The organism is Alteromonas sp. ABE4_545 (assembly GCF_056161325.1).
In genome coordinates, this window is sequence record NZ_JBSWYY010000001.1 from 292,907 (window position 1) to 316,704 (window position 23,798).

Below are 23,798 nucleotides of genomic sequence, written 5' to 3' on the forward strand. Positions count from 1 at the left end.
ATGCTCAAAATATGATGCTTTGTATTAATGTATTCATTTCTATTACGGTTGATTGTTTAGCGTTATTCATAGCCGCAGTATCGGCACAGATAACCGTAAAACATGCCTCATAATGGCGTGGATGCGTTTGCTTAAATACGCTTGAAGGCCTTCCATCTGTTTTACTGATGTATAAGACACGCGATTAAATGAAGATGATAACGACATGATGATTTCCTTTTGTTTGGTGTTGCTTGCCAAGACCGAGGCCTTTTTCCACCCAACCCCAAAAAGGCAGACAGGTCTGTAACAACCACCAGAGGATTGAAATCTGCGCTTTAGCCCTTCATGAGCTAATTCGCATTAGCGGCCACCATCCATCACCATTGCAAAAAAAAATCCCGCCTTCAAAGCGGGATAAAGTTTTAGAACAAGGAAGAGCCATAAAATGACCACTTCCGCGTAAGCGGGGGCGCTTACGAAGTTAAATCTATCACGCAATCCTTAATAAATGATTAAGGGGAATACGCATTTAAAACTCTTCAACCCCATTGAAATCATAATGCCGCGCCCGTTAACCAAATATAAAGATGTTTCCAATACACTGGGAACAAACAACACGACAAGATGTTGTACGTTATGGGAGTTTCACTTGATTATGTTATGGGGCCGCTGCGGCGGATAAAAGATATGGCAAAGTCGCAAGACCAAAACGCCAAGCAAAGCGTAGACGACAATAAAAACGATTCTGATAAGTCTTTAAAGAAGCAGGAACGTGATATCAGCACGGCGAATAACCATGCGCGCATTGCTATGGGAAATTCAACGCCAGTTGAGGGCACCCTGAACGGCAGACGCGTGGATAATGACGGCCTGACCAAGGAAATTGACCGTGAAGACAGTCGCGTTAAAAAGGCGGAAACCGCGCATAAGCTCAAAAAGCAGATGGAAGAATTGCAAGATTACCTGATGCTTTTGCAACATCAAAAACAACAATTCGTTGAGCAACAACGCACCTTGCAAGATCTGGGTAAGCGTATTGCCATTATTAATAATAACCTGCTCAAAGGCCAGTTGCCTGAACTTGATGAAAATGGCGCATTGCTTGATACCGAAATGGAGAACCGCCTGCGTGAATATGAAGATCAGATAGGCGAAACCGTCGACCGCCACGATATGACGGCCATGCGCGCCGCATGGAAACAGATTGAATTGCAAAATGCCGAATCCGTCAACAATGTAGGGCACCGCATATCTTTGGCGGATAGTCAGATTGAACAACAGCAAAAAGAAAATGTTGCCTCGCGAACCGAGGCAACACGCTTGGATGAAAATGATGTTTTTTCTCGTCGAGGAAAGTGGGGACAAGGTAAAATTAGTCAAAACCGCGCTGAGGACTTAACGGGATTGCTAGACCAAGAATCTGAGAGTGATACTATGGATATGGGGCTTGATTCATTCGGCTTTGATGACATCGTGGCCACCGAACCGCCACCTGATGAAGAAATGGCGGCCTTCGCGCGTCAGGTTGGCTTGGCCGCGGCGGCGGATGACCCTGCCGCAGAAATTGCGCAATTAATTCAATCGTATCCGCAGGCTGCGCAAGAATATGCCGCTATATCACCGGATTCCGACGTTGCCAAAATGATGGATAATGCAGGCGATCTTGACATGCAGGGCGGCGCGCCGTCATGGGATGATCAGGGGCAATCATTCGATGTTGAACGCGCACATCAGGGCGCATCCCATATGAAACTGTCGTAAAACAAAAGATATAATTTAATCGGCTGATGGTGCCAAACTTGCCGTCAGTTGCCCGTCGCCGTTATTGAATGTACGCGGATTGATAGGTACTGTGGATGGGTCTACGTTCAAACGAGCCATTAGCTGTTTATACAGCTTTTGAACGGCCGCATTGACGGCTGCGCGATCCATTTCGCTTTGCGTATAGACACGGTTATTTGTGCGTCCATGTACATATACGGTCACACCATTGTCTGGGCCACCTGGAATGGCCAAGGTGGGAACGCCAGATGTATTGTTTTCTTGTGCCGCGATACCGGCATCAAGCAATCCTTTACCAAAATGATAGATGACGCGATGTTCACCGATTCCGCTTTGAATGATGTCTTCTGCGGTCATTGGCTCCTCGAACTCCGCACTGGCGCATTCATATCCCTTGTTGGGTAAAGTACAAAATGATCGCGCATCTGCCTCGGTGCCTGTAGCGTCATAATAGTCGGCTTCCTCTCGCGTCATATCGCGCGCGTAGACTAATGTTTCGGCCTCAGCCGTTGGGGAAAAGGGCAACAGCGCCGATAACGAGAGCATTCCCGCGGCTGCACGTCCACGCGTGCCATTTAGAAATTTATCTTTTATACCTTGCAAAGACATTACAACCTCTTTGCACCCTCTATCTCTGTTCGAATAATTATTTATATTTTTTATTATGGTTTTATCGTTACCATATTTTTGGAATAAGCCGCAAGGAAAAACTAAGCTTTTGGTTATATATATGCGCAGATTTTGAAGGGGGTAAAAGCCATGTTCAGGCGCGGAAACTGCCGCCATATAGAACAAAAAGTTCTTTAACTTATATTTGAAAGATGATAAAGGTATAATTGTCTGAGTAAAAGCAAGGTGTTACGAAACTGCGACCCTGTGCTGTGCGTATTCGTGATTCCTTGCTAACCCTTTGATTTTACTTTAAGGAAATCGATAATGCCAACTTTCAAATAAAAGTTGGGGGATGAATATTTTCCATTGTAGATGAAGTGAGGTGGCGTAACATGCAAAAAGGCCGCAATAGTAATCATCCGCCCAAAGGCTCCTGCATTAAAGTGCAGCCTTTGCGCTCCCTTGAAGAAATCGCACAGATCAAAGCGTTGCTTGCCGATCAGCCCCGTAATCTTTGTTTATTTACCCTTGGGATCAATACGGCCTATCGGGCTAATGAACTGCTGTCATTGACCGTAGGACAAGTGCGTGGGTTGCAGGTGGGGGATGTGCTCGACGTTAAGCAATCAAAAACGAATGAATATCGCATTGCGGTGTTGAATAGCATGAGTGTCACCAGTTTGGATAATTGGCTGAAACAACATCCGAGAGGGCAGTTTGATGATGCCCCATTATTTGTATCGCAACGGCGTAGAAACCGATCATTGACGGTCTCTGCGGTCAGTAACCTCGTCAAGAAATGGTGCCGCCAGATCAAGGCCGTTGGTAATTTTGGTTCGCATACCTTGCGCAAAACGTGGGGCTATCATCAGCGCATAGCCAATCACGCCTCTATCGCCTTGCTCATGCGTGCCTTTGGTCATCGCTCAGAGGCGCAAACATTGGAATATTTGTGCATAACGTCTGGTGAAGTAAAACAGCTATATATGGCGGTGGAGTTGTAGTGGAAATAGGTTCGGGAATAGTCAAACGAGAGGTTACCGTGTTTTCTTATAACATTCGGCTTGAAGAATTAACATTCTAGCGCATCCCATTTCTATAGTACGCTCATCAGGCTGGCCGCTAAGTGCTTGGTGAGGAATGTTGCAGATTGGATTTTCTACTTTTATGCCATCTTGTGCGGCTTCAAATTCATCAACGACATTATTCCAATGCTCACCAATATAATCTGCTATCCAAATAAGTTCATCTGTACCAGCATGTTCACCAGCTTTGATAAGATATTCGTGGTTGATGCTTGCTATATCTATGGCTTCAGAGAGGGCTCTATCTTCTTCCGGATGCAGACTTTTGATGTCACGACAATTTAATATTGCGGAGACTTGCATGCAGGCGGCTAAAGCTTCATCTAGTTTTTCTAGCACAAGAGGTGAAATAAAGGGCCGTTCTATATATTCTTCCCAGTCTTTTTTGAAATCCATATCTGGTAACGGAATGTTTGAAGATGGCTGCACAGCAAGCGGAGCAACAACAAATCCGTTCATAACTGGGACTACTTTATAGGGCCAAGTACTATTTAAATGACGATTTGCAGTTTCAATAGTGATTGCCATATATTCGGCATCGCTCTCAAAGTCATTAACCTCGACAGCAATTGCAATTTCTCTGGCAGGCCAAAATGGACTATCTTTCTCATCAATTGGTTTAGACCAACATTTAGAACTCCACCCTTTGTCAAGAAGGCTCTTTTCTATTGCCCTTAATTTTTGGTCAAACCTTTGATTTGCACTAATGATACACCGTCGAGAGGCTTGAAAAACGGCCTTTCCCGGAGAGCTATTCTGCGTATGTTTTATAACTTTCTGGATAGATGCGTTATTTTTGTTATAAGCAATTTCACTCAATATATATGAAATTTGGGTAAGCCTTTCAGTCAGTGCTAAGAGCTCTTTCGTTGGAGGATTTAAACTAGTTTTCCATATCTTGGATTGTAGATGAATCTGTGCCTGCATTGCTAAGTTTCCCGCAAAGACGGCTGCTGTTTTTGGGTTTTCCTCACCATTAACCCTGTTCATTCTGCCCAGTAGATTACCTAAAATTCCGGTGATTAGTGAGCCTAAAGAGTCATCAATCTCTTTTACGTTTGAAGGAGGTTGAGACATATCGTGAAATGGTGCTTCTGGGCTCGCATATGCAATCTTGTTTACAGATTGAATAATGTTATCAATTTCATCTACTAGTGTATTTATATTGGGAATTCTTTTTCCTCTAACCCATTTCTCACTAAAAGTTCGAAATATCTTTTCGGTACGCCTAACTAGCTCAGCCATTGTTTTTGTGTAGGTTGTTAGGCTATCGGCAGCTGATCGTGCTAATAAGATCTGACGAAAAGCTATATTCCAAGAAATACGTGCTTTTGCGACAATATTTTCCCTAGGCATATTTTTGGAGTAAAAGTTATATTCTCCGACAGTGACTTGCTGCCCAAGGGGGGTGATCGCGTCTGAGGCCGCTGCATCGGATTCTGGGGAAATAGCTATTAACGTCTCACATATGTTGCAAACACTTTCGTGAAGGTCTTGTTGGACATTATCAGATATTGTGAATACATCTGAGCGGACTGTTCTACCGTGTTTGCCTTTGGCATCAATTTTCGGGAAGGTAACCCATGGAGTTTGGGTGGAAAACCAACGAAATAAAGTTTCTTCTCCTCCGAAGCTTTCGACGAGACTTATGGCTAAAGCGGGACTAATTAGATATGCAGTAGCTAGAGCTTCTTTTACATCACGAATATCAGCTTCTCCGTCGCCGGAAATATTAGTTGATATATTAAGGTCAATAGATGCACCTCCGCAAATTGGAGAAAGGCAGGAAAATAGCTTGTTGATGTCACGAATACTTTGACATGGTGGTATTGAAATCTCAGTAAAAAGTTGGTTTAAGCAGAGCTGACGCAAATCCTGTTTTGGTTCACTACGGAATGATATTATTGCTTCTCGAATTGTTCCCCATTCTACAAGTGAGTCAAGTTTAGGAAGATCTATTTTCGGATCGCAAAACATTGACGCAAGGTTCCACTGTGCGCGCTGGACTCCATGTTGCTCCAATATTTTCATATATTTAACAACGTTTTTCTCTAGAGTGGCGAGCCCCAATCCAGTTAGAATCGCTATCCATACTTTAAGATCGTGGGTGTTTGCTAATATGCTTGATAATTTTGTTAATGTTGTTTTTTCATTGTCAATTGGTGTTGCCACAAGGATTGATTGAACAACTCTTGGCAAAGTTTCGTTGGTCACTGCAGGCAGACCTTGCCATAAAGAATTCTCGGTCGAGAAGATTGTTTGATCATGAGACGCTTCAACGAGTGCTTTTGATCTTAGTATGTGTAACCCTCCAAGAACTCCAGGCTTGGCTTCTCGTATTAAATGCTCGTCTATAAGACGGGCTAGAGCTTTGCTGGCGTTATCCGGTTCTATATCCAGTAGCTTGATAAGCTCACTAACCTTTATATCACCTCCTTCGGAATTTAAAATTGCTGCAACTCTAAGGATTTTCAACTCGTCGTTTCTATTTTCTCGCTGCCTAACTAATACTTGATCTTGAATAACGGATAAGAGGCGTACACCTTGTGTAAGGATGTGAACGTATTCAAGCATTAACCCTTCAGATTGTTCAAAAGGTTCTTTCCAGTGTTCCCACTCAGTTTGATGATCAGCTTTGAGTTTCAGCCATATATTTTTTGCCAAAATTTCATTTAGGCTAATTTCAATAACTTCAATGTCTGCAATATTTGATATTAAAAATATATCTTCTTTGCGTATTGTTCCTAGAAGGTAAATGTTAGAAAAGTTGCGAAGTTCACGTACAAGTACATCCCATAGGTCAGTATTTGTGGACCCTATATCATCAAAAGCTAGACCTATCGGGGATTTCTCTGATGGCCTACGGGCACGCAGAAAACGAATGATCGACTCTGCGTCTGAGGCAATAGAACTTGATGAGAGTTGAAACCACCGAATACTTCTGCTTAACCTTTCAACGGTTAGCCATAGCAAAGCTGACTTTCCAGCGCCAGATTGGCCTGATATGAGTACATTTCCTTTTGTTTTGAGTATGCGGACGACGTTTGCTTGGTCATTTTTTCTATTGAGAACAAGACCTGATGTAACATGGCCGGGAGAGACTTTTACGCCTTGATAAAATGTCGGCTCGAACTTTGGCTGACTAAAATCAACTGGCTTAAGTAAGCCTGAATATAATGCATGATCTATTGATGATGGAGCATAAGCATCAAGCTGCTCGAAAATTGTGCGTTCAATTTCAGATGTATTTATTCTTCGTCTATTCTCAAATGATAAGGATGTATTGTTTTCCGAGGCTGACGCTACTAATTTGTATAGGCTGCTAAGAATTCCTTCGGCAATAATCTCGGCCACACTCAGTTTTTTCTTGAGAATTTTGAGAGCGTCTTCTTGTGGAGAATTACATATAAGGACTTTGGGGTTATCTTTGACAAACAGATCCTCAATAGTAATGCTTTCAATCTCCAAACACGGTTGTTCTAAAACAGCAAAAATAATTCGCTTATTTGTTTCTTGAACCGAGTTAGCTTTGCTTTGAATTTCTTTCAGTATTTTTGTGACTTCTAAATCTCGAAAATTAGCTTTTTTTCTTGATTTAACTTGTAGCCAATATTCCTTCCCATGTGTCTCAACTACACAATCCTCTAACCCTTCCGGAACTAAATTTCCCACAGGAGCCATTCCTGCCCATTGTCGGACCAGAATTAATACTGAAAATAGGTGTTGAAAGTGAAAACCTCTCCCTGCCCAAGCACCTGAGCGCGATTGATTCCATGCCTCTATTGTGCTTGTTTTTTTTCTATCCATAACTCCAAAACCTGCGATTTAAAATAGATCTGTAAATTCGAATTGAATTAATTGGCAGTATGTTAAGTGTTGAGATCTGTATATTAAAAATTTAGCAACGACATGAAAATTAAGATTTACCGTAGTAAAGTTCTATCAACTTATTACAAGCTTTAGTCGCTTTCGAATGATCTCGTGCTACCGAGGCTCTAATCAAACGCTGAACGTTACTGTCTTTAAGTTGTAAGCTTTCGAGCTGTCTAGCTTTAACTTCGTAAGCCCACCTGTTAAAAGGCTTACTTTCGGTTAGCTTTTCCAAAATTCTAATGTCGCCAGGGAGTACTTGATTCAAATAATACTGCCAGCGATCATTGGTCACTTTATCAAGTATTTCTGACGCTACTGAAACTGCATTCCAAGCATGACCATAACGATTGCCAAGCATTATGCTTAGTGTCGCAGTCATGCAAGCGGGAAAAGCTGGGGTAGGAATGGTGCTTCCTAGTTTAGCTAAGCTGTTGATAGGGGAGAATTCGTTGTAGAAATTATTAGTACCATCATGTGCTCTTAAAACCGCTTCCGCAGTCTTTACAAATGTATCGCTTCTGAGGTTTTCGGGGACGTAGTCAAAACCCTTTACTTTCATTAAAGCTGTTTTAAGTGCACTAACTGATGATGTTTTTCCTTCCGAATAAACTTCAGCATAAGTATGTCCAACTTGCCAGCGCTCAGTTTCTCTGAATTCTGCCCATAAAATTGGAATAAGGGTATTTATATTTGCTAGAGAGTGCTCAAGTTGTGCGCCATTTTTTTGTTTGGCCGCGTTCAGTAATATACTTAAAGTGAGTTTTTTAAAGAAGTAAGGGGAAGAGATGAGCATTGCTAATTGAGGATCTTCCTCACGTAATGCTGTATTTTCAATTGTTTCTCTAAAAGTAACAAATTTCTTTGCGACTTCAATGCGAGGTCTTGCTAAAACGCCTCTAACACATGCTTTTAAAGACGATTTAGCTTCACTTTCTTCAATTTCCTCGATTTCACCCTCTTCATTATTTAATTGAGAGAAGTGATTTAGTAGCTCATTGGTATGCCTCAGCCTCATAGCTTCAGTTGATGTTATTACCCCTAGTTCTTCCGCCAGCCTAATCGCATCCTTAGTTGTGAGGATATCGTTGACGTCATCATCTTCATCTACATCTGTTCTACCAAGCATTTCTCCCAACAATCCAACGCCAACACTACCTAATTCATTTTTAAGTGCTGAAGATGTTCTATCCCAGAGGAAGGTTAGGCCCATTTCATAATGACCTGATTCAAAGGCAGATATCAGTTGTTTTTGTTCTTTGGGTTTTAGTTGAACTGCATACTTAGTAATTTCAGCCGGGGTTTTTGCTGTGGATGGTACTAAGTCTAGCGTATCATTTTCCCATATTCTTAATTCTTTACTCATGATTTTGCCTCAAATTCTGTCCACCCATCCTGTGATTGCATAAACGCTGCGTAAATCCCATTTTTTCCTACTTTAGACTTTAAGCTCGAATATGCCCTTTTTCGAGCCCCGCCAATAACTTTTGACTTTTGGCTGATTTTGATAAAGCAGTTGTATCCCAATAATCGACCTTTCCAGTCAAATAAAATAATACCATCTGAGTTCAACATTCCTTTTAGTAGCTCTATCTTACTTATCAAAAATTCAAACAAATTAGGGTCTTTATTGGCATCATCGACCAATTTTACAAAATCTATTGGCTCTTCAAGAAATACTCCATCTTCTTTCAATAACGCTGGGGCATCGTTTTTATTAGTGACAGCAATTAAGCAGCCATGGGAATCTCGCAATCCCTCGAATAAAACATTATTAAGGAAACTTTCAATTCTTTCTTTATCTCGAATATCTACTCGGTGACATATCGCTGTGACAAGATTCTTTAGGTGCTGAAGCGGAGGGGGACTGCTATCTTTTACATGATTTAGAAAGATGTAATGACTCATTTGATTATTACACTTGATTTCAACGCATTCATCTGCGACTTGGAAGACTTTAACTACGATTAGATCATCGGTTTCTGCAAGTAGAACATCATCAAGTGGGACAGCGGTTATATGTGAAGACCCCCTAAATACACCAAATTCAATTGTATCCCTTAAGTCATGAATGTAAATGCACCAAGGCCCAGTAGCAAGTGGTGCACATTTTTTAATAGCTTGCTTTATTCCTGACTCGTCAGATTGGCCGGAACCTATTTTGATTTTTTCTGCGTTTCCAATCATGGAATTGCACACATTGATATTGTTTGTTATGTAAACTCTAGGATGAAGGCCAACACCTTCTTCTTTATACCTTGATAGTAAAACTACAAGCTCAATGAAAGTAAGGGTATTTGTGAGTAGTGGTAGGCCGCTTTCAGAACAAAAGTCCGTTAATCCGCCAACTAATCCTGATCTAAAAGTGATATTACGTGGCACTTAATTAACCTCCTTGGGTAAGCTTTGAATCGGCTGTCGATTATTTATTGTTGTAAATCGTTATTGAAAGCCTGTTCAGTCAATTGAACGCTTTATTCAAGTGCATGCTTCTTTCTTTATATCCTAAGTTACATATCTTGTGGTTGAAAGACCTTTTTTGAAAAAAACTATAGAGCGTTTTAACACGTGTTCCCTGAAGTTGTTAGGTATCGTCTCACCACATCTCATTGTCAATCGTTAGCATCTTTATAGTGAAAAGGTCGGCAAGTCGTTTACTATGTGTGCAGTTGGAAGTTTTCATATTAAAAAGTACTTGCAACGATGAGGGCTCGTCTGTACCATGCGCGTCATTCGAGGTTGCAAGGCTAAGCGTTAATCGCCCTCCCGCAACCACATTCAAACCCTGAACAATGTTCAGGGTTTTTTTGTATCTAGGCTTTACCCAATCACCAAAGTTCTCACCTGATTATTTAGGTTTAAAACACTTTACTAAAAAGCACTTGCTTAAACGAATAGCTATTCGTTACTCTATTTTTTGCCTGATCAGCAGTACAGGGAGTGTTTTTTAGTCAGTTAGACTGAAAAATGGAATTAAACCTTTCTTTCAAGGAGTTAACATGGAACATTATCTTAAAGGTTGCTACATGCCTGGCGGTGGTGGCAACGACGATGACGATGATGAACAGAAAAAAGAAGACGATACCGTCGCTCGATAGTTGAGCCGTTATACCTGAGCCGTTATACCTGAGCAGTATAGCGTGGTAGGTGTAGTTTTTTTTCAACGTTCAATGTTTGAATGATTGCGAAAAAGTGCACTTGTGGTGTGTACTGCTCAGTATAGAGAACATGTAAGTATGAGTGCGATGACAGAGTTTTTAACGCTAGCAGAGCGTTATAGTTTTTATGCTTGCGTTGTTGCGCTGTTTATTTCATGTGTCTTGCGCGACAACAAGTGGCGGCTTTTTAACTTGATTACCTGTCTCTCATTTGCAATTGCTTATGTTTTAGACGATAGTGTTAAGAGTCAAGACCCAGACAAAACATGGCGGTATGTGTTTTGGGTGTTGAATGATAGTGTGTGGTACGGGCTTATATATGTGTTTTGGCAACGTGGGAAAATTTACGATCACCAAGCGGTAATCGCAGGTTTAGTCGCGTTGGCGCTGATACTGTTGAATGGTTTGCGTTTTATCGACAGACACTTTTTTGAACTTGCCTTCACAACTAGCTTTTACAAGCCATTTTATCCAGCAATAACCCTGTTAGTGGTACTGTTGTGTTGGCTTCCCGTTATTTCATTGAGAAGGAGTCGTTAATATGGAAATAGCGATTTGTTCAGCCATTTTAATTCTCTCTGTTGGTTTTACTTTGTCTCGCTTTTTACGTGTTTACGGTAAAGTGGAGCAAAAAAATACTTCGGTTGAAGTGTCGAAAGAGTTTTACGACGCAGCAATGGAGGTGCATTACGCATTTTGTTTGTCTAAATCTGTGTCAGAAAAAAATGCAAAGCTACCCAGCGCCGTGATTAATCTAGACCGAGCGATCATAAAAATGAACCAGCAGACGGTGTCAGATAATCTAAAGCAAAGCACTACAGCAGAGTGTTATTCTAAGTAAGTGACAAAGCGCTCGCGAGTGAGTATAAAAGCAGGATTAACTGCAATAATCTCGCAATAGGGTGAGAAAGCGATCATCTGCGGCTTCTCTGCCTTGCGTTGATGCTGTTTTCAAGCAAGCCGAGAATATCGAGGCCTTTTGATAAATGTCATTCACCCCAGATTCTTCTAAAACCATATCGATTCGTCGGTAAACCCATTCAATATCGCTTATACTTGGAGAAGCTTCATACCCAATTGGAACGGCTGCTTCGTCTAAGCCATTTTCCCAAACAAGAATAGAGGCAGGTATGCCCAAAGTGATTGAAAGCGAGTCGATCGTTTCTGATTTTATTGGTTTGTTGGTATGAAGAAGGTTACTGATTGTGGTTTTGTGTATAGGAACCCCTTTTTTTACCGATAAATCATGTAGCGCTTGCATATTGTAGCCGCGGTGTAGCATCAAGCGATGTAGATTTTGTCTCAAGTTTTCGCGCATGCTCATAGCGTTATCCGATTTTTTCGTTGATCTACCGATGTCCGTAATCGGGCACGTATCAATAACTATATGAATATATTACTATTGTAATGTAATAAAACAACGTTTTTATGACTGATATTAAAAACTAAAGCGGGATGCGTCTAGACGAAAATTTGAAAATGTTATGTAAGGCATCCATTTGTTTAGCATGAACTTTTTTTGCTTATTAGCGTAAATATGCTTGAGTTCCAATCAGTCGCATAGTATCAATATTCGTTCATCAGGCGTTTTCTAGTACTAGTGACGTAAAACAACAATTAATAAATAGCGGCAAAAACCGTATGTGGGTAATCATTTTATGTTGCAATGGCTAGTTTCTCTGTTTCAAATTGATGACGTGTCTCTTGTCATGCAAGGCGAATACAGTGTTGCTTTAGTACTTCTGTCTATCTTTATCGCGATTAGTGCATCTTTCATGGGCTTTTACGTCGCGAATCAAGCCAGTCGCTCATCGTCTAAACGCATGCATTATAGCTTGGTTACTGCTGGGAGCTTGGCCTTGGGCGTGGGGATCTGGTCAATGCATTTCATTGGTATGCTTGCTTTCGAACTGTGTACGCCCATTCATTATGGTATAGAACTTACGTTAATTTCACTGATCCCCGGTATCGCGGCGGCATGGGTCGCGTTGCAGCAATTAACTAATCAAACAGTAAAAGCCCATCATATTCTATTCGCTGGCATACTTGTGGGTGCCGGAATAGGTACAATGCACTACAGCGGCATGGCGGCCATGGAAATGGCGCCGCTGCTGCGTTATGACCTCTCGATGTTCTTATTGTCGATTGTGGTTGCTGTGGCACTAGCAATGTTGTCTTTGTGGATTCGTTACGGCGTGGTGGCGCGCAGCAAACGCAACAGCAATTCTCTGGCTATTAATGCTTTTGCCAGTGTTGTTATGGGGCTAGCAATTGCAGGCATGCACTACACGGGAATGGCAGCGGCGCGATTTGTTCGTCCACCAGGTCTGGAATTGTCTAGTCAGGACGAGCATATAAGCTGGTATCTCGCGGCTTCGGTCACGTTTGTTACCTTTGTCATTATTGCCTTTGTGCTGTTTTTCACTCTGTTGCTTAAGTATCGCCAAAAATCTCATCAAGCAAACGAAAGTGAAGTACTGCAACGTGCCATTATGAACACTGCGATTGATGGCGTGTTAACCGTTGATCGCGAAGGTAATATTGTTTCGATGAACCAAGCCGTTACCGATATACTCGGCTGGCAATCCGAAGAACTGATTAACAAATCAGTGTATAAACTCATCCCTGAATCTCGCCAACATTTGTATGGCGAGCATTTCTTCGAAACCGCGAATCAAGAAAACAGCGATATCATTGGCGTCAGTCGCGATGTAGAAATGGTCGACAAGCAGGGTAGACACGTGCCTGTTCGCGTGGGTATTGGCTATTCAAAGATTCGTAATGAACATTATTTCGTAGCATTTATCTCGGATATTCGAGAGCGCTTGGAAATGGAGTCTGCGTTACGGGAGAATGAACAAAAGTTGCGTTCATTGGTGTCTAATATCCCAGGTATTGTATATCGCTGCCTGAACAGCGGCGATTGGCCGATGGTTTTCATCAGTGATGCTGTAGAACAAATGACTGGTTATTCGGCCAGTGACTTTCTATTGCCACACCCCAAAATTAGCTTCTCTCAGTTGTACATCAAAGAAGATATACCCGCTATTGAAGCGGCAGTCGTTGAGCAAAAAGAGTTTACTGTGGAGTACCGTATTCGCCGTAAAGATGGCGAAATTCGCTGGGTTCGCGAGCAGGGTAAATTCGTTTATAACGACGACGGCACTATCTGGATCGACGGTTTTATTATGGATATTACAGACCGTAGACAGATGGAAGACGCACTTGTAGACGCCAGAGACGTGGCAGAACGAGCAGCGGCATCTCGAGCTGCCTTCCTCGCTAATATGAGTCATGAAATTCGCACACCTATGAATGCCATTATTGGCTTCAGTGATATTTTACTCGACACTCATATGAATCCCGAGCAGTTCAAACATGTGTCTACGATCAACCGGGCAGCACGGTCATTGTTGCACTTGTTAAACGATATTTTAGACAGTGCCAAGTTAGAAAAAGGTAAGTTGGAACTAGAGCTGCGTGACTTTGTGTTGTCAGAAGAGGTTGATACTGTCATTTCTACGTTCTGGCTTGAAGTTAAGCGCAAGGGCTTAAAATTAACGGTTGATGTTGCCCCAGAACTTGCGCCTGCTTATCGAGGTGCGCCAGAACGTATTCGACAAGTGCTGAATAACTTAATTGGCAATGCTGTGAAATTTACCGAGTCAGGTACTATAAGTATTCGAGTAGAAGCTGAACAGAACAACGTGACTATTTCGGTCACAGATTCAGGTATCGGCATGTCGGCTGAACAAGTCACCCGAGTCTTCGACGCTTTTGCGCAGGCTGACGCATCGATGAGCCGGAAATTTGGTGGTACAGGCTTAGGCACGACGATCAGCAAACAACTTGTGGAATTAATGGGCGGCACTATTGGAGTGAGCAGTGAGTTGGGTAAAGGTACGACCTTCTCGTTTACTATTCCATTGGAGCCACTAGATGAAGCGGCAGGAGAAACCGAAAACGGTATTTTGGATTTACCTTCGTTGCGCGTATTAATTGTTGACGATATCGAGCAAAATATTGATTTGCTTACCGTATTGTTAAAGCGTACTGGTCATGTTATCGATACTGCACGCGATGGGCAGCAGGCGCTGATGAAAATGCAAAGTCACGAATTTGATATTGTGTTGATGGATGTGCAAATGCCTGTGATGGACGGGTTAACCGCTGCAACTCAGCGTAGAGCCTATGAGCAAATGCACAATTTACCGAGATTACCTATCGTTGCGTTAACGGCTAGCGTATTGCCTGAAGATAAACATGCAGCAGAAGCCGCAGGCATGGAAGGATTTGCCAATAAACCGGTGGATTATCCCGTTTTGGTCAACGAAATGGCCCGAGTGCTTAAGATTAAAGGGGCTAAACAGGTTAAAATCAACGCCGTGAAAACCGGCGCTGCGCTTATAGATTGGCGCAAAGGCGAGATGTTGTGGGGCGATAAACCCACTCTGATACGCGAAATTAAGGGGTTTATGAGCGAGTGGGCGAGAAGTAATACGGCACTTAATGACGCTTATGAAAAAGGCGATTTTGAAGATATTTATCAAATTAGCCACCGAATAAAAGGTGTCGCGGGCAACTTAGGCCTAATGCAATTAATGGATGTATGTGGTCAACTGGAAGTCGCGGCAAGAAAAGACAATGCCGCACCCTATGCAAAAGATGAGTTTATTGCGTTGTGGGACCAAGTGGACAGTTTGCTCACTTCCCATGACGAAGCGAGCGCACCAGCGAAAGCGGTGAATTTTGATGAAGGGCAGCTGCTTTCTGCACTGACGCGTTTACTCGATGCAGTTGTACAAAATCAATTGAATGATGAAGATTTATCAGCATTGATTGAATTACCTGACCATCCTTATTCAGAGGCCGTTGCTAAGATTGCCGCGGCAATTGATGATTTTGAATTCGACGATGCCCAAACCCAATTATCTACACTAATTAAAAGGTTAACTGAGACAAAATAATGATTCGTTTAGACAAGCCAGCAACCATCCTTCTGGTCGATGATGAGCCAGTAAACTTGCGTGTGCTTAAACACTTACTTTCTCCTTATTACAATTTGGTTTACGCCAAAAATGGTGAAGAGGCGCTACGGATAGCCGAATCTCAATTGCCTGATTTAATCTTATTAGATGTGATGATGCCGGGAATGACAGGGTTTGAGGTGTGTCGCGCGCTCAAACAAAAATCGGTTACTTCAGTAATACCGGTTATTTTTGTTACTGCATTAAACGAAGAACACGACGAAGCCGAGGGCTTTAAAGTGGGTGGGGTTGATTACATCACTAAACCCATCTCTCCGCCGATCGTGTTAGCGCGGGTTAAAAACCACTTGTCGCTGGTAAAAGCGGATGAGTTGAAGCGCACTCGCTTGCAAGTTGTACAGCGATTAGGGCGAGCGGCAGAATATAAAGATAACGAAACCGGTATGCATGTATTACGCATGAGTCACTACGCGCGGGTACTGGCTTTGGCCTATGGTTTTAGCGAACAACAAGCTGAAACTATTTTGCATGCTGCGCCAATGCATGACATTGGTAAAATAGGAATTCCAGATAGTATTTTGCTCAAACCCGGTAAACTTACCGAAGAAGAATTTGAAGTGATGAAACGCCATCCTCAAATTGGTGCAGAAATCTTGGGTGACGCAGACAGTATCCTGTTAAAAGTAGCGAAGTCAGCGGCGTTAACTCACCATGAAAAATGGGATGGAAGCGGTTATCCCAACGGGTTGGCTGGCGAAGATATTCCGGTTGAAGGGCGCATTGTGGCGATTGCCGATGTGTTTGACGCGTTAACATCGCCACGGCCGTATAAGCCTGCTTGGTCGATAGAAAAAACCATCAACCATATACGCGAGCAAAGCGGTAAGCACTTTGAACCCAAGCTCGTGACACTGTTAGAAGAAAATCTCGACAAAATTCTTGAAATAAAAGCGCGTTGGCGAGAAGAGTAGGGGCGACCACGGCTGATTGGCGGCGCGACAAAAGGGCAAGTCGGCGCTTTGTTCGATAAATCGCAGTTAGATACGGCAGAAACCCATAGGTTGGTTGCGTATTGTGTTTGAGAGCAGTATACTATGCCCCACATAGCGCGAGCGGGCTCCCTCAATTGGTTAGGATAGTAACGCTGAGCTACAGGCAAACCGTAGCCAAATGAGTTATTGCTCAGGTTTGTCGCTGCCAAATATGGCAGTTATGGGTCCAGATTTTTGCAAAAAGCCCCGCTTGTACGGGGCTTTTTGTTGTGCTGGTACTCAGTTACATAGGGTGCTGTTGTCAGTATCATTACATTGGGCTTTACGCCCTTTTTTCGTTTTTGGAGGTATCGATTGTCACAATTAGAGCAACGTCTGACTGACATGCTTAATCCAGCAGTAGAAGCGCTAGGGTTTGAACTTTTAGGCGTGGAATTCGTTCGCGCGGGTAAACATTCAATCCTTCGGGTTTTTATCGACCATGAAAATGGCATTACTGTTGACCATTGCGCAGATGTAAGTCATCAGGTGAGTGCAATTCTGGACGTCGAGGATCCGATTACTACTGAATACAATCTGGAAGTATCATCACCGGGTATGGACCGTCCATTATTTAAAGAGAAGCACTATGCCGACATCGTGGGTGAAGTGGTTTCTGTTCGATTAACCATGCCAATGGATAATCGTCGCAACTTTAAAGGGCGTTTATTAGCATGTGAAAATGGCATGTTAACCGTCGAAGTCGATGGTACAGAGTTTGAGCTGGCCTTTGCCAATATTGAAAAAGGCAATCTGGTTCCAACGTTCGAATAAGGAAAAAGAAGCATCTCTTAGAGAAGTGCGATCAGTGAGGCAGAAATGAATAAAGAAATTTTGTTAGTGGCGGAAGCCGTTTCCAATGAAAAACAAGTGCCCAGAGAGAAGATTTTCGAAGCGTTGGAGTTTGCAATTGCCAGTGCTACGAAAAAGAAAAACGAAGGCGAAATTGAAGTGCGTGTGTGCATCGATCGCCAAACGGGCGATTTCGATACATTCCGTCGTTGGATGGTTATTCCTGATGATCAGGAACAAGAAAACCCATTCGCCGAAATCACTATTTCTGCTGCTCAAGTAGAAGAGCCAGAAATTCAATTAGGTGATTTTGTCGAAGAACAAATTGAATCTATCAAGTTCGACCGAATTACTACGCAAACGGCGAAGCAAGTGATCGTACAAAAAGTACGTGAAGCTGAGCGTGCGCAAATGATTGCTGAATACGAAGACAAAGTCGGTGAGTTGGTCACAGGTACAGTTAAGAAAGTGAACCGTGACAACATTATTATCGACTTAGGCAACAACGCAGAAGGCGTGATTTATCGCGACGATATGCTTCCTCGTGAAACATTCCGTCCGGGCGACCGTGTTCGCGGTTTGCTTTATGTGATCCGCCCAGAAGCGCGTGGTGCACAGTTGTTCATCAGCCGTACTCACCCAGACATGTTGGTTGAGCTTTTCCGCTTAGAAGTTCCTGAAATTGCAGAAGAAACGCTTGAAATTAAATCAGCGGCTCGCGATCCAGGTTCACGCGCAAAAATTGCAGTGAAAACCAACGACAAACGTCTTGACCCAGTGGGAGCGTGTGTTGGTATGCGTGGCTCACGTGTACAAGCCGTTTCTGGCGAGTTGGGCGGAGAGCGCGTTGATATCGTATTATGGGATGAAAACCCAGCACAATTCGTTATCAATGCCATGGCACCAGCCGAAGTGGCTTCAATTGTTGTTGATGAAGACAGCAACACCATGGACGTAGCGGTAGAATCTGACAACCTAGCCCAAGCGATTGGTCGCAGCGGTCAGAACGTACGTTTAGCCAGCCAACTTACGGGTTGGGAATTGAACGTGATGACAGTAGAAGACCTGAACTCTAAACACGAAGAAGAAAACGCGAAAGTGTTGAGCGTGTTTACTGAAGGGTTGGATATTGATGAAGACTTTGCGTCTTTGTTGGTAGATGAAGGCTTTACCACGCTTGAAGAAGTGGCATATGTTCCGGTAAGTGAATTATTGGCTATTGATGGCCTTGATGAAGATACCGTTGAAGAGTTGCGTAATCGTGCCCGAGCAGCTCTAACAACTCAAGCTCTGGCAAATGAGGAATCTCTAGAATCAGCAGAACCTACTGAAGAACTGTTGAGCCTAGATGGCATGGACAAACACCTGGCTTATGTACTGGCCAGCCGTGGTATCACCAGTTTGGAAGAGCTGGCAGAGCAGGGCACTGACGATATCAGCGATATTGAAGATCTTGATGAAGAAAAAGCGGGCGCATTAATTATGGCAGCTCGAAATATCGTCTGGTTTAACGAAGAATAAGGTCAACAGGGGGAATCACATATAATGGCAGAAGTATCCATTGAAAAACTCGCCACCGACATCGGTACGAGTGTTGACCGACTGGTTTCTCAGTTCAGCGACGCTGGTATTAGTAAAAATGCTGGTGACAATGTAACTGAAGATGAAAAACGCAAGTTGCTCGACTTTTTGAGTCGTCAACACGGTGGCGCGGGTTCTGAAGAACCTAAGCGCATGACGCTGAAGCGCAAATCTACTAGCACGTTAAGTGTGGGTAAGTCTAAGTCGGTAAAAGTTGAAGTGCGCAAAAAGCGCACATACGTGAAGCGTGAAGATATTGAAGAGCAGAAGCGCAAGGAAGAGGAAGAAGCTCGTCTGAAGCGTGAAGCGGAAGAAAAAGCAGCCGAAGAAGCACGTAAAGCAGCTGAAGAAAAAGCGCGTAAAGCGGAAGAAGCTCGCAAGCAAGCTGAAGAAGAACGCGCTAAGCGTGCTGAAAAAGCACGTTTGGAAGAAGAAGCCCGTAAAGCGGCTGATGAGCCTGAATTGACTGAAGCTGAAAAAGCGGAACAAGAAAAGGCACGTCAGGAAGAAGAGCGTCTTCGCAAGCAGCAGGAAGAAGAAGCACAGAAGAAGCTTGAAGAAGAAGCGAAAAAAGCGGCTGACGAAGCGAGAAAACTGGCTGAAGAAAACGAACGTCGCTGGAAAGAAGAAGAAGAGCGTCGTAAGCAAGCTGAAGCTGAAGAAGTGCACCTTCACTCAAACAAATACGCGCAAGAAGCGGAAGACGAAGAAGACATGCAAGTTGAGCGTTCTTCACGTCGTCGCAAGAAATCTAAGAAGCAAGCTGCAGATCACTTGAAGCACAAGTTTACTAAGCCTGCTTCTCCTGTTGAGCGTGTGGTTAAATTGGGCGAAACCATCACCGTTGGTGAGTTGGCTAGTCGTATGGCAGTGAAGTCGAACGAAGTTATCAAGACCATGATGAAAATGGGCGAGATGGCGACGATCAACCAAGTGCTTGACCAAGACACAGCAACACTTGTTATCGAAGAAATGGGTCACAAGTACGAGTTGGTTAACGACAATGCGTTAGAAGACGAATTGTTGGCTGGTTCGGCGTCTGGTGATAAGTCTGGTCGTGCACCTGTTGTGACTATCATGGGTCACGTTGACCACGGTAAAACGTCACTACTTGACTATATCCGACGCGCCAAGGTTGCCGCTGGCGAAGCAGGTGGTATTACACAGCACATCGGTGCATACAGTGTAGAAACTGACTCAGGTAAGATTACTTTCCTAGATACACCTGGACACGCCGCGTTTACCGCAATGCGTGCTCGTGGAGCAACGGCAACGGATATCGTTGTATTGGTTGTGGCAGCAGACGATGGCGTAATGCCACAAACCAAAGAAGCGGTTCAGCACTCTCGTGCTGCAGGCGTACCTTTGATTATTGCTGTTAACAAAATGGATAAAGAAAGCGCTGACCCTGACCGTGTGAAAACTGAGCTTTCTCAGCTTGAAGTTATCTCAGAAGAATGGGGCGGTGAGCATCAGTTCGTTAACGTATCTGCGAAAACAGGTATGGGCGTTGATGAGCTTCTAGAAGCTATCTCGTTGCAAGCTGAAGTACTTGATCTACAAGCAACACCAACGGGTCCAGGTCGCGGTATCGTGATCGAATCACGTCTTGATAAAGGCCGTGGTCCAATCGCTTCTGTACTTGTACAAGAAGGTGAAGTGAAGTCTGGTGACATCCTACTTTGTGGTGAAGAGTACGGTCGTGTTCGTGCAATGCGTGATGAAAACGGTAACGAAGTAAAAGTCGCAGGCCCATCTACACCAGTCGAAGTATTGGGTCTTTCAGGTGTGCCTGTAGCGGGTGAAGATGCATTGGTAGTACAAGACGAGCGTAAAGCCCGTGAAGTTGCCGCTAAGCGTCATCAGAAGAAGCGTGAGCTTAAATTGGCTCGTCAGCAAAAAGCGAAACTTGAAAACATGTTTGCGAACATGGAATCAGGTGACGTGAGCGAGCTGAACGTAGTGTTGAAAGCTGACGTTCAAGGCTCTGTTGAAGCGATTTCTGAATCACTTATCAAGCTATCAACTAGCGAAGTAAAAGTGAACATCGTAGGTAGCGGTGTCGGTGGTATTACCGAGACTGATGCGAGCTTAGCCGCTGCATCAAGCGCTATCGTGGTTGGCTTTAACGTTCGTGCCGACGCTACTGCGCGTCGCGTGATTGAAGCTGAAGAAATTGACTTGCGTTATTACAGCGTTATCTATGACTTGATTGATGAAGTGAAAGCGGCCATGAGTGGTATGCTTGCACCAGAATTCAGACAAGAAATCATGGGTCTTGCTGAAGTTCGTGATGTGTTTAAGTCACCGAAATTGGGTGCTATCGCGGGCTGTATGGTTACTGAAGGTTCAGTGAAGCGCAGCAATCCAATCCGTGTACTTCGCGATAACGTGGTTATCTACGAAGGTGAACTAGAGTCTCTACGTCGCTTTAAAGACGACGTACAAGAAGTTCGCAACGGTATGGAATGTGGTATCGGCGTTAAGAACTACAACGACGTTAAAGTCGGCGACCAAATCGAAGTCTTCGAGGTTGTTGAAGTTAAACGTGAAATCTAGTTGTTAGCTGGCTGACACAGAATAGAAACGGGGGCCAGCGCCCCCGTTTTTGTCTCAACGATATTTAGGATATCACCATGGCTAGAGAATTTTCTCGTACAGACCGCGTGGGTCAACAAATCCACAAAGAAGTCGCGAGCATTCTACAAAATGAATATAAACATCGACTTGTCGATGTTCCCTTGATGACAGTATCGGGTGTTGAGGTGTCTCGCGACCTTGCTCACGCGAAGATCTACATCACTATCTACAATGCAGACGCTGACGAAACCAAAGCTCACATCAAAGAGTTAGTTGAGCACAAAGGTTTCGTGCGAAGTCTGTTGTCAAAGCGCTTGCGTATGCGCTCTGTGCCCAACTTGCATTTCTTCGCTGATGTTTCTATCACTGAAGGTATGCGTATTTCTAATTTAGTGTCTGAAACGGTTGCTCGCGACAAAGCGCGCCAAGTGAATGATGACACTGAGCAGGATGATTCACAGGACTAATTATGGCGCGTAAACGCAAAGGCCGTGCAGTTAACGGCATTGTGTTGTTAGACAAACCTTTAGGCGGTTCGTCGAATCAAATCCTACAAAAAGTGCGCTGGTTATACCAAGCAAAAAAGGCTGGGCATACTGGCGCACTCGACCCGCTAGCATCGGGCATGTTGCCTATCTGTTTAGGCGAAGCGACCAAGTTCTCTCAGTTCTTACTCGATGCCGACAAAACGTATCAAGTTACCGCGCATTTAGGTATTCGTACCACAACCTCTGATGCTGATGGCGAAGTGGTCACAGAATTACCCGTTACTTGTTCAGAAGACGAAGTTAAACAAGCGTGTTTATCTTTTCTTGGTCAGAGCAAGCAAATTCCATCGATGTTCTCGGCGTTAAAATATCAGGGGAAACCTTTGTATTTTTACGCGCGCCAAGGCATAGAAGTGCCGCGCGAAGCACGTGACATTACAATATATGCCTTGACTATTGATCGCATTGCGCTGCCAGAAGTGGATATGACGGTAACGTGCAGTAAAGGTACCTATATTCGCTCTTTAGTTGATGACATCGGCCAGCAGCTCGGATGTGGTGCTTATGTAACCCGTTTACACCGCACCCAAGTGGCTGACTATCCTGTTGATCGTATGATTGGACTGGATGAATTAGCGGCGATGGTGTCTGAGGATGTAGCAGAACGTGAATACGATGGCATAGATGAACTACTCTTGCCGATGGATACGGCGGTGAAACCTTTGCCAGCTTTGTACTTAGATGCCAACGAAACCCATCGTTTTAATCATGGGCAAAGCGTACAAGGTGAAACAGGCGAAGCGCTCGTTGCTGAACAGTACTACCGAATTTACGGTGATTTTGGTGACGGTGAAAAGGTCTTTTTAGGCGTCGGTGAAGGGGTGATTAACCCAAAAGATCAAAAAGCAGAAGGCACCTATGTTTTCCCGCGCCGTCGTGTTGTTTACGACGAACAAGCATAGCGGCTATTTTTTACCTATCTGTTGGGAAATACTTGCTTAGCCCATAAGGGTAAGTATAATACGCCCCTCTTTGCACCGCTGAATTAGTGATCGGCGGTGTGTTAACTCTCAATCTGGAGAATATTATGTCACTAACTAAAGAAGAAACCGCAGCGATCATCGCTGAGTACGGTGTGAAAGAAGGCGATTCTGGTTCTACTGAAGTTCAAGTTGCTTTGTTGACTCACAACATCAACAAGTTGCAATCTCACTTCTCTTCACACAAGAAAGATCACCACTCACGTCGTGGTCTTCTGCGCATGGTTAGCCAACGTCGTAAGTTGTTGGATTACCTTAAAGGCAAGAACGTTGAACGTTACCTTGACCTTATCAAGCGTTTGGGCCTACGTCGTTAATCGACACAGTCTCAAAAGAAAAGCGCCTTTACGGCGCTTTTTTTGTGCTCGTTGACCCATCCTAAATAGCGTTTCTCTTCCTGTAATGACAAGGCGTTGGTGTCGCTTTATCAGACTGGTAAAGAGACCCAACAGCGCGTGGCCTTTGTGCTAAAAAAAGCCGATGTTTCTATTTAACGGCAAAAGTTCCCATCATAATTTTTTCTTATCAAAGCCATAATGAAAGCGCCATTCAAATGGTAATAGTTCTCATTTATTATTCTTTGCACAAAAATAACAAAACGTAGCCGAGTCGGTCGTCAAATACGTTTTACCTTGCAGGCCATGCTCAAACATCGAAGTGTAAGAGTGATTTACACGGAATTTTCCAACTTAAACCGTCAATAAGTTTTTAAAGCAGATGTTGAGTTAATCACTGAATTCAAATTATTAGCATTTGTATTCGTTTTCTAATTGGTTGGCGCGTTAAACATAAAAAGCACCAAGCTATCG

General features: G+C 43.5%; 17 protein-coding genes. 12 read left to right on the plus strand and 5 right to left on the minus strand.

Annotated features, from left to right (window positions below; genetic code table 11):
- Positions 1–669 precede the first annotated feature (669 nt).
- Positions 670–1,743, plus strand: coding sequence for a hypothetical protein (locus ACXAH6_RS01420; protein WP_474874835.1), 1,074 nt, complete (start codon positions 670–672; stop codon positions 1,741–1,743).
- Positions 1,744–1,758: 15 nt separating this feature from the next.
- Here the strand turns inward: ACXAH6_RS01420 and ACXAH6_RS01425 are convergent, their stop codons facing one another.
- Positions 1,759–2,373 (minus strand): hypothetical protein, encoded by a 615-nt coding sequence (locus tag ACXAH6_RS01425; RefSeq protein ID WP_474874836.1) that lies wholly within the window; start codon positions 2,371–2,373, stop codon positions 1,759–1,761.
- Between the two features lie 395 nt (positions 2,374–2,768).
- Between ACXAH6_RS01425 and ACXAH6_RS01430 the strand changes: the two genes are divergently transcribed.
- The gene (locus ACXAH6_RS01430) at positions 2,769–3,380 is read left to right on the plus strand and encodes a tyrosine-type recombinase/integrase (RefSeq protein WP_474874837.1); all 612 of its coding nucleotides are present in this window, start codon (positions 2,769–2,771) and stop codon (positions 3,378–3,380) included.
- A 33-nt stretch (positions 3,381–3,413) separates the two neighbouring features.
- On the opposite strand, the gene ACXAH6_RS01435 is transcribed toward ACXAH6_RS01430, so the two are convergent.
- The 3 genes from ACXAH6_RS01435 to ACXAH6_RS01445 form a co-directional block, all read right to left on the minus strand.
- Complete coding sequence (locus ACXAH6_RS01435) at positions 3,414–7,268, minus strand: ATP-binding protein (RefSeq protein ID WP_474874838.1); 3,855 nt, start codon at positions 7,266–7,268, stop codon at positions 3,414–3,416.
- A 109-nt stretch (positions 7,269–7,377) separates the two neighbouring features.
- Positions 7,378–8,697, minus strand: a complete 1,320-nt coding sequence (locus ACXAH6_RS01440; protein ID WP_474874839.1) for a hypothetical protein — start codon at positions 8,695–8,697, stop codon at positions 7,378–7,380.
- Entirely contained in the window at positions 8,694–9,713 is a 1,020-nt protein-coding gene (locus ACXAH6_RS01445; protein WP_474874840.1) for a hypothetical protein, read from the minus strand. The genes ACXAH6_RS01440 and ACXAH6_RS01445 overlap by 4 nt, the downstream gene beginning before the upstream one ends.
- A gap of 854 nt (positions 9,714–10,567) precedes the next feature.
- Here ACXAH6_RS01445 and ACXAH6_RS01450 point away from each other — a divergent pair.
- Both ACXAH6_RS01450 and ACXAH6_RS01455 read left to right on the plus strand, forming a co-directional pair.
- Complete coding sequence (locus ACXAH6_RS01450; protein ID WP_474874841.1) at positions 10,568–11,029, plus strand: hypothetical protein; 462 nt, start codon at positions 10,568–10,570, stop codon at positions 11,027–11,029.
- Between the two features lies 1 nt (position 11,030).
- Entirely contained in the window at positions 11,031–11,330 is a 300-nt protein-coding gene (locus tag ACXAH6_RS01455; RefSeq protein ID WP_474874842.1) for a hypothetical protein, read from the plus strand.
- Positions 11,331–11,366: 36 nt separating this feature from the next.
- Here the strand turns inward: ACXAH6_RS01455 and ACXAH6_RS01460 are convergent, their stop codons facing one another.
- Complete coding sequence (locus tag ACXAH6_RS01460) at positions 11,367–11,813, minus strand: hypothetical protein (RefSeq protein ID WP_474874843.1); 447 nt, start codon at positions 11,811–11,813, stop codon at positions 11,367–11,369.
- A gap of 334 nt (positions 11,814–12,147) precedes the next feature.
- Here ACXAH6_RS01460 and ACXAH6_RS01465 point away from each other — a divergent pair, with 334 nt between their 5' ends.
- From ACXAH6_RS01465 to rpsO, 8 genes are all read left to right on the plus strand, one after another.
- The gene (locus ACXAH6_RS01465) at positions 12,148–15,456 is read left to right on the plus strand and encodes an MHYT domain-containing protein (RefSeq protein ID WP_474874844.1); all 3,309 of its coding nucleotides are present in this window, start codon (positions 12,148–12,150) and stop codon (positions 15,454–15,456) included.
- A complete protein-coding gene (locus ACXAH6_RS01470; protein WP_474874845.1) occupies positions 15,456–16,448 on the plus strand; it encodes a response regulator in 993 nt (330 codons plus the stop codon). Before ACXAH6_RS01465 ends, ACXAH6_RS01470 begins: the two co-directional genes overlap by 1 nt.
- A 375-nt stretch (positions 16,449–16,823) precedes the next feature.
- The gene (gene rimP / locus ACXAH6_RS01475) at positions 16,824–17,282 is read left to right on the plus strand and encodes a ribosome maturation factor RimP (protein WP_474874846.1); all 459 of its coding nucleotides are present in this window, start codon (positions 16,824–16,826) and stop codon (positions 17,280–17,282) included.
- A gap of 45 nt (positions 17,283–17,327) precedes the next feature.
- Positions 17,328–18,821 (plus strand): transcription termination factor NusA, encoded by a 1,494-nt coding sequence (nusA, locus tag ACXAH6_RS01480; RefSeq protein ID WP_474874847.1) that lies wholly within the window; start codon positions 17,328–17,330, stop codon positions 18,819–18,821.
- A gap of 24 nt (positions 18,822–18,845) precedes the next feature.
- Positions 18,846–21,440: a translation initiation factor IF-2 gene (infB, locus tag ACXAH6_RS01485; protein WP_474874848.1), complete on the plus strand. Its 2,595-nt coding sequence runs from the start codon at positions 18,846–18,848 to the stop codon at positions 21,438–21,440.
- A 77-nt stretch (positions 21,441–21,517) separates the two neighbouring features.
- Positions 21,518–21,928, plus strand: a complete 411-nt coding sequence (gene rbfA / locus ACXAH6_RS01490) for a 30S ribosome-binding factor RbfA (protein ID WP_474874849.1) — start codon at positions 21,518–21,520, stop codon at positions 21,926–21,928.
- Positions 21,929–21,930: 2 nt separating this feature from the next.
- Positions 21,931–22,911 carry a tRNA pseudouridine(55) synthase TruB gene (truB, locus tag ACXAH6_RS01495; RefSeq protein ID WP_474874850.1) on the plus strand — a complete coding sequence of 327 codons (981 nt, stop codon included), beginning with the start codon at positions 21,931–21,933 and terminating at the stop codon, positions 22,909–22,911.
- 125 nt (positions 22,912–23,036) lie between these two features.
- Positions 23,037–23,306 (plus strand): 30S ribosomal protein S15, encoded by a 270-nt coding sequence (rpsO, locus tag ACXAH6_RS01500; protein ID WP_474874851.1) that lies wholly within the window; start codon positions 23,037–23,039, stop codon positions 23,304–23,306.
- The last annotated feature ends 492 nt before the right edge of the window (positions 23,307–23,798 follow it).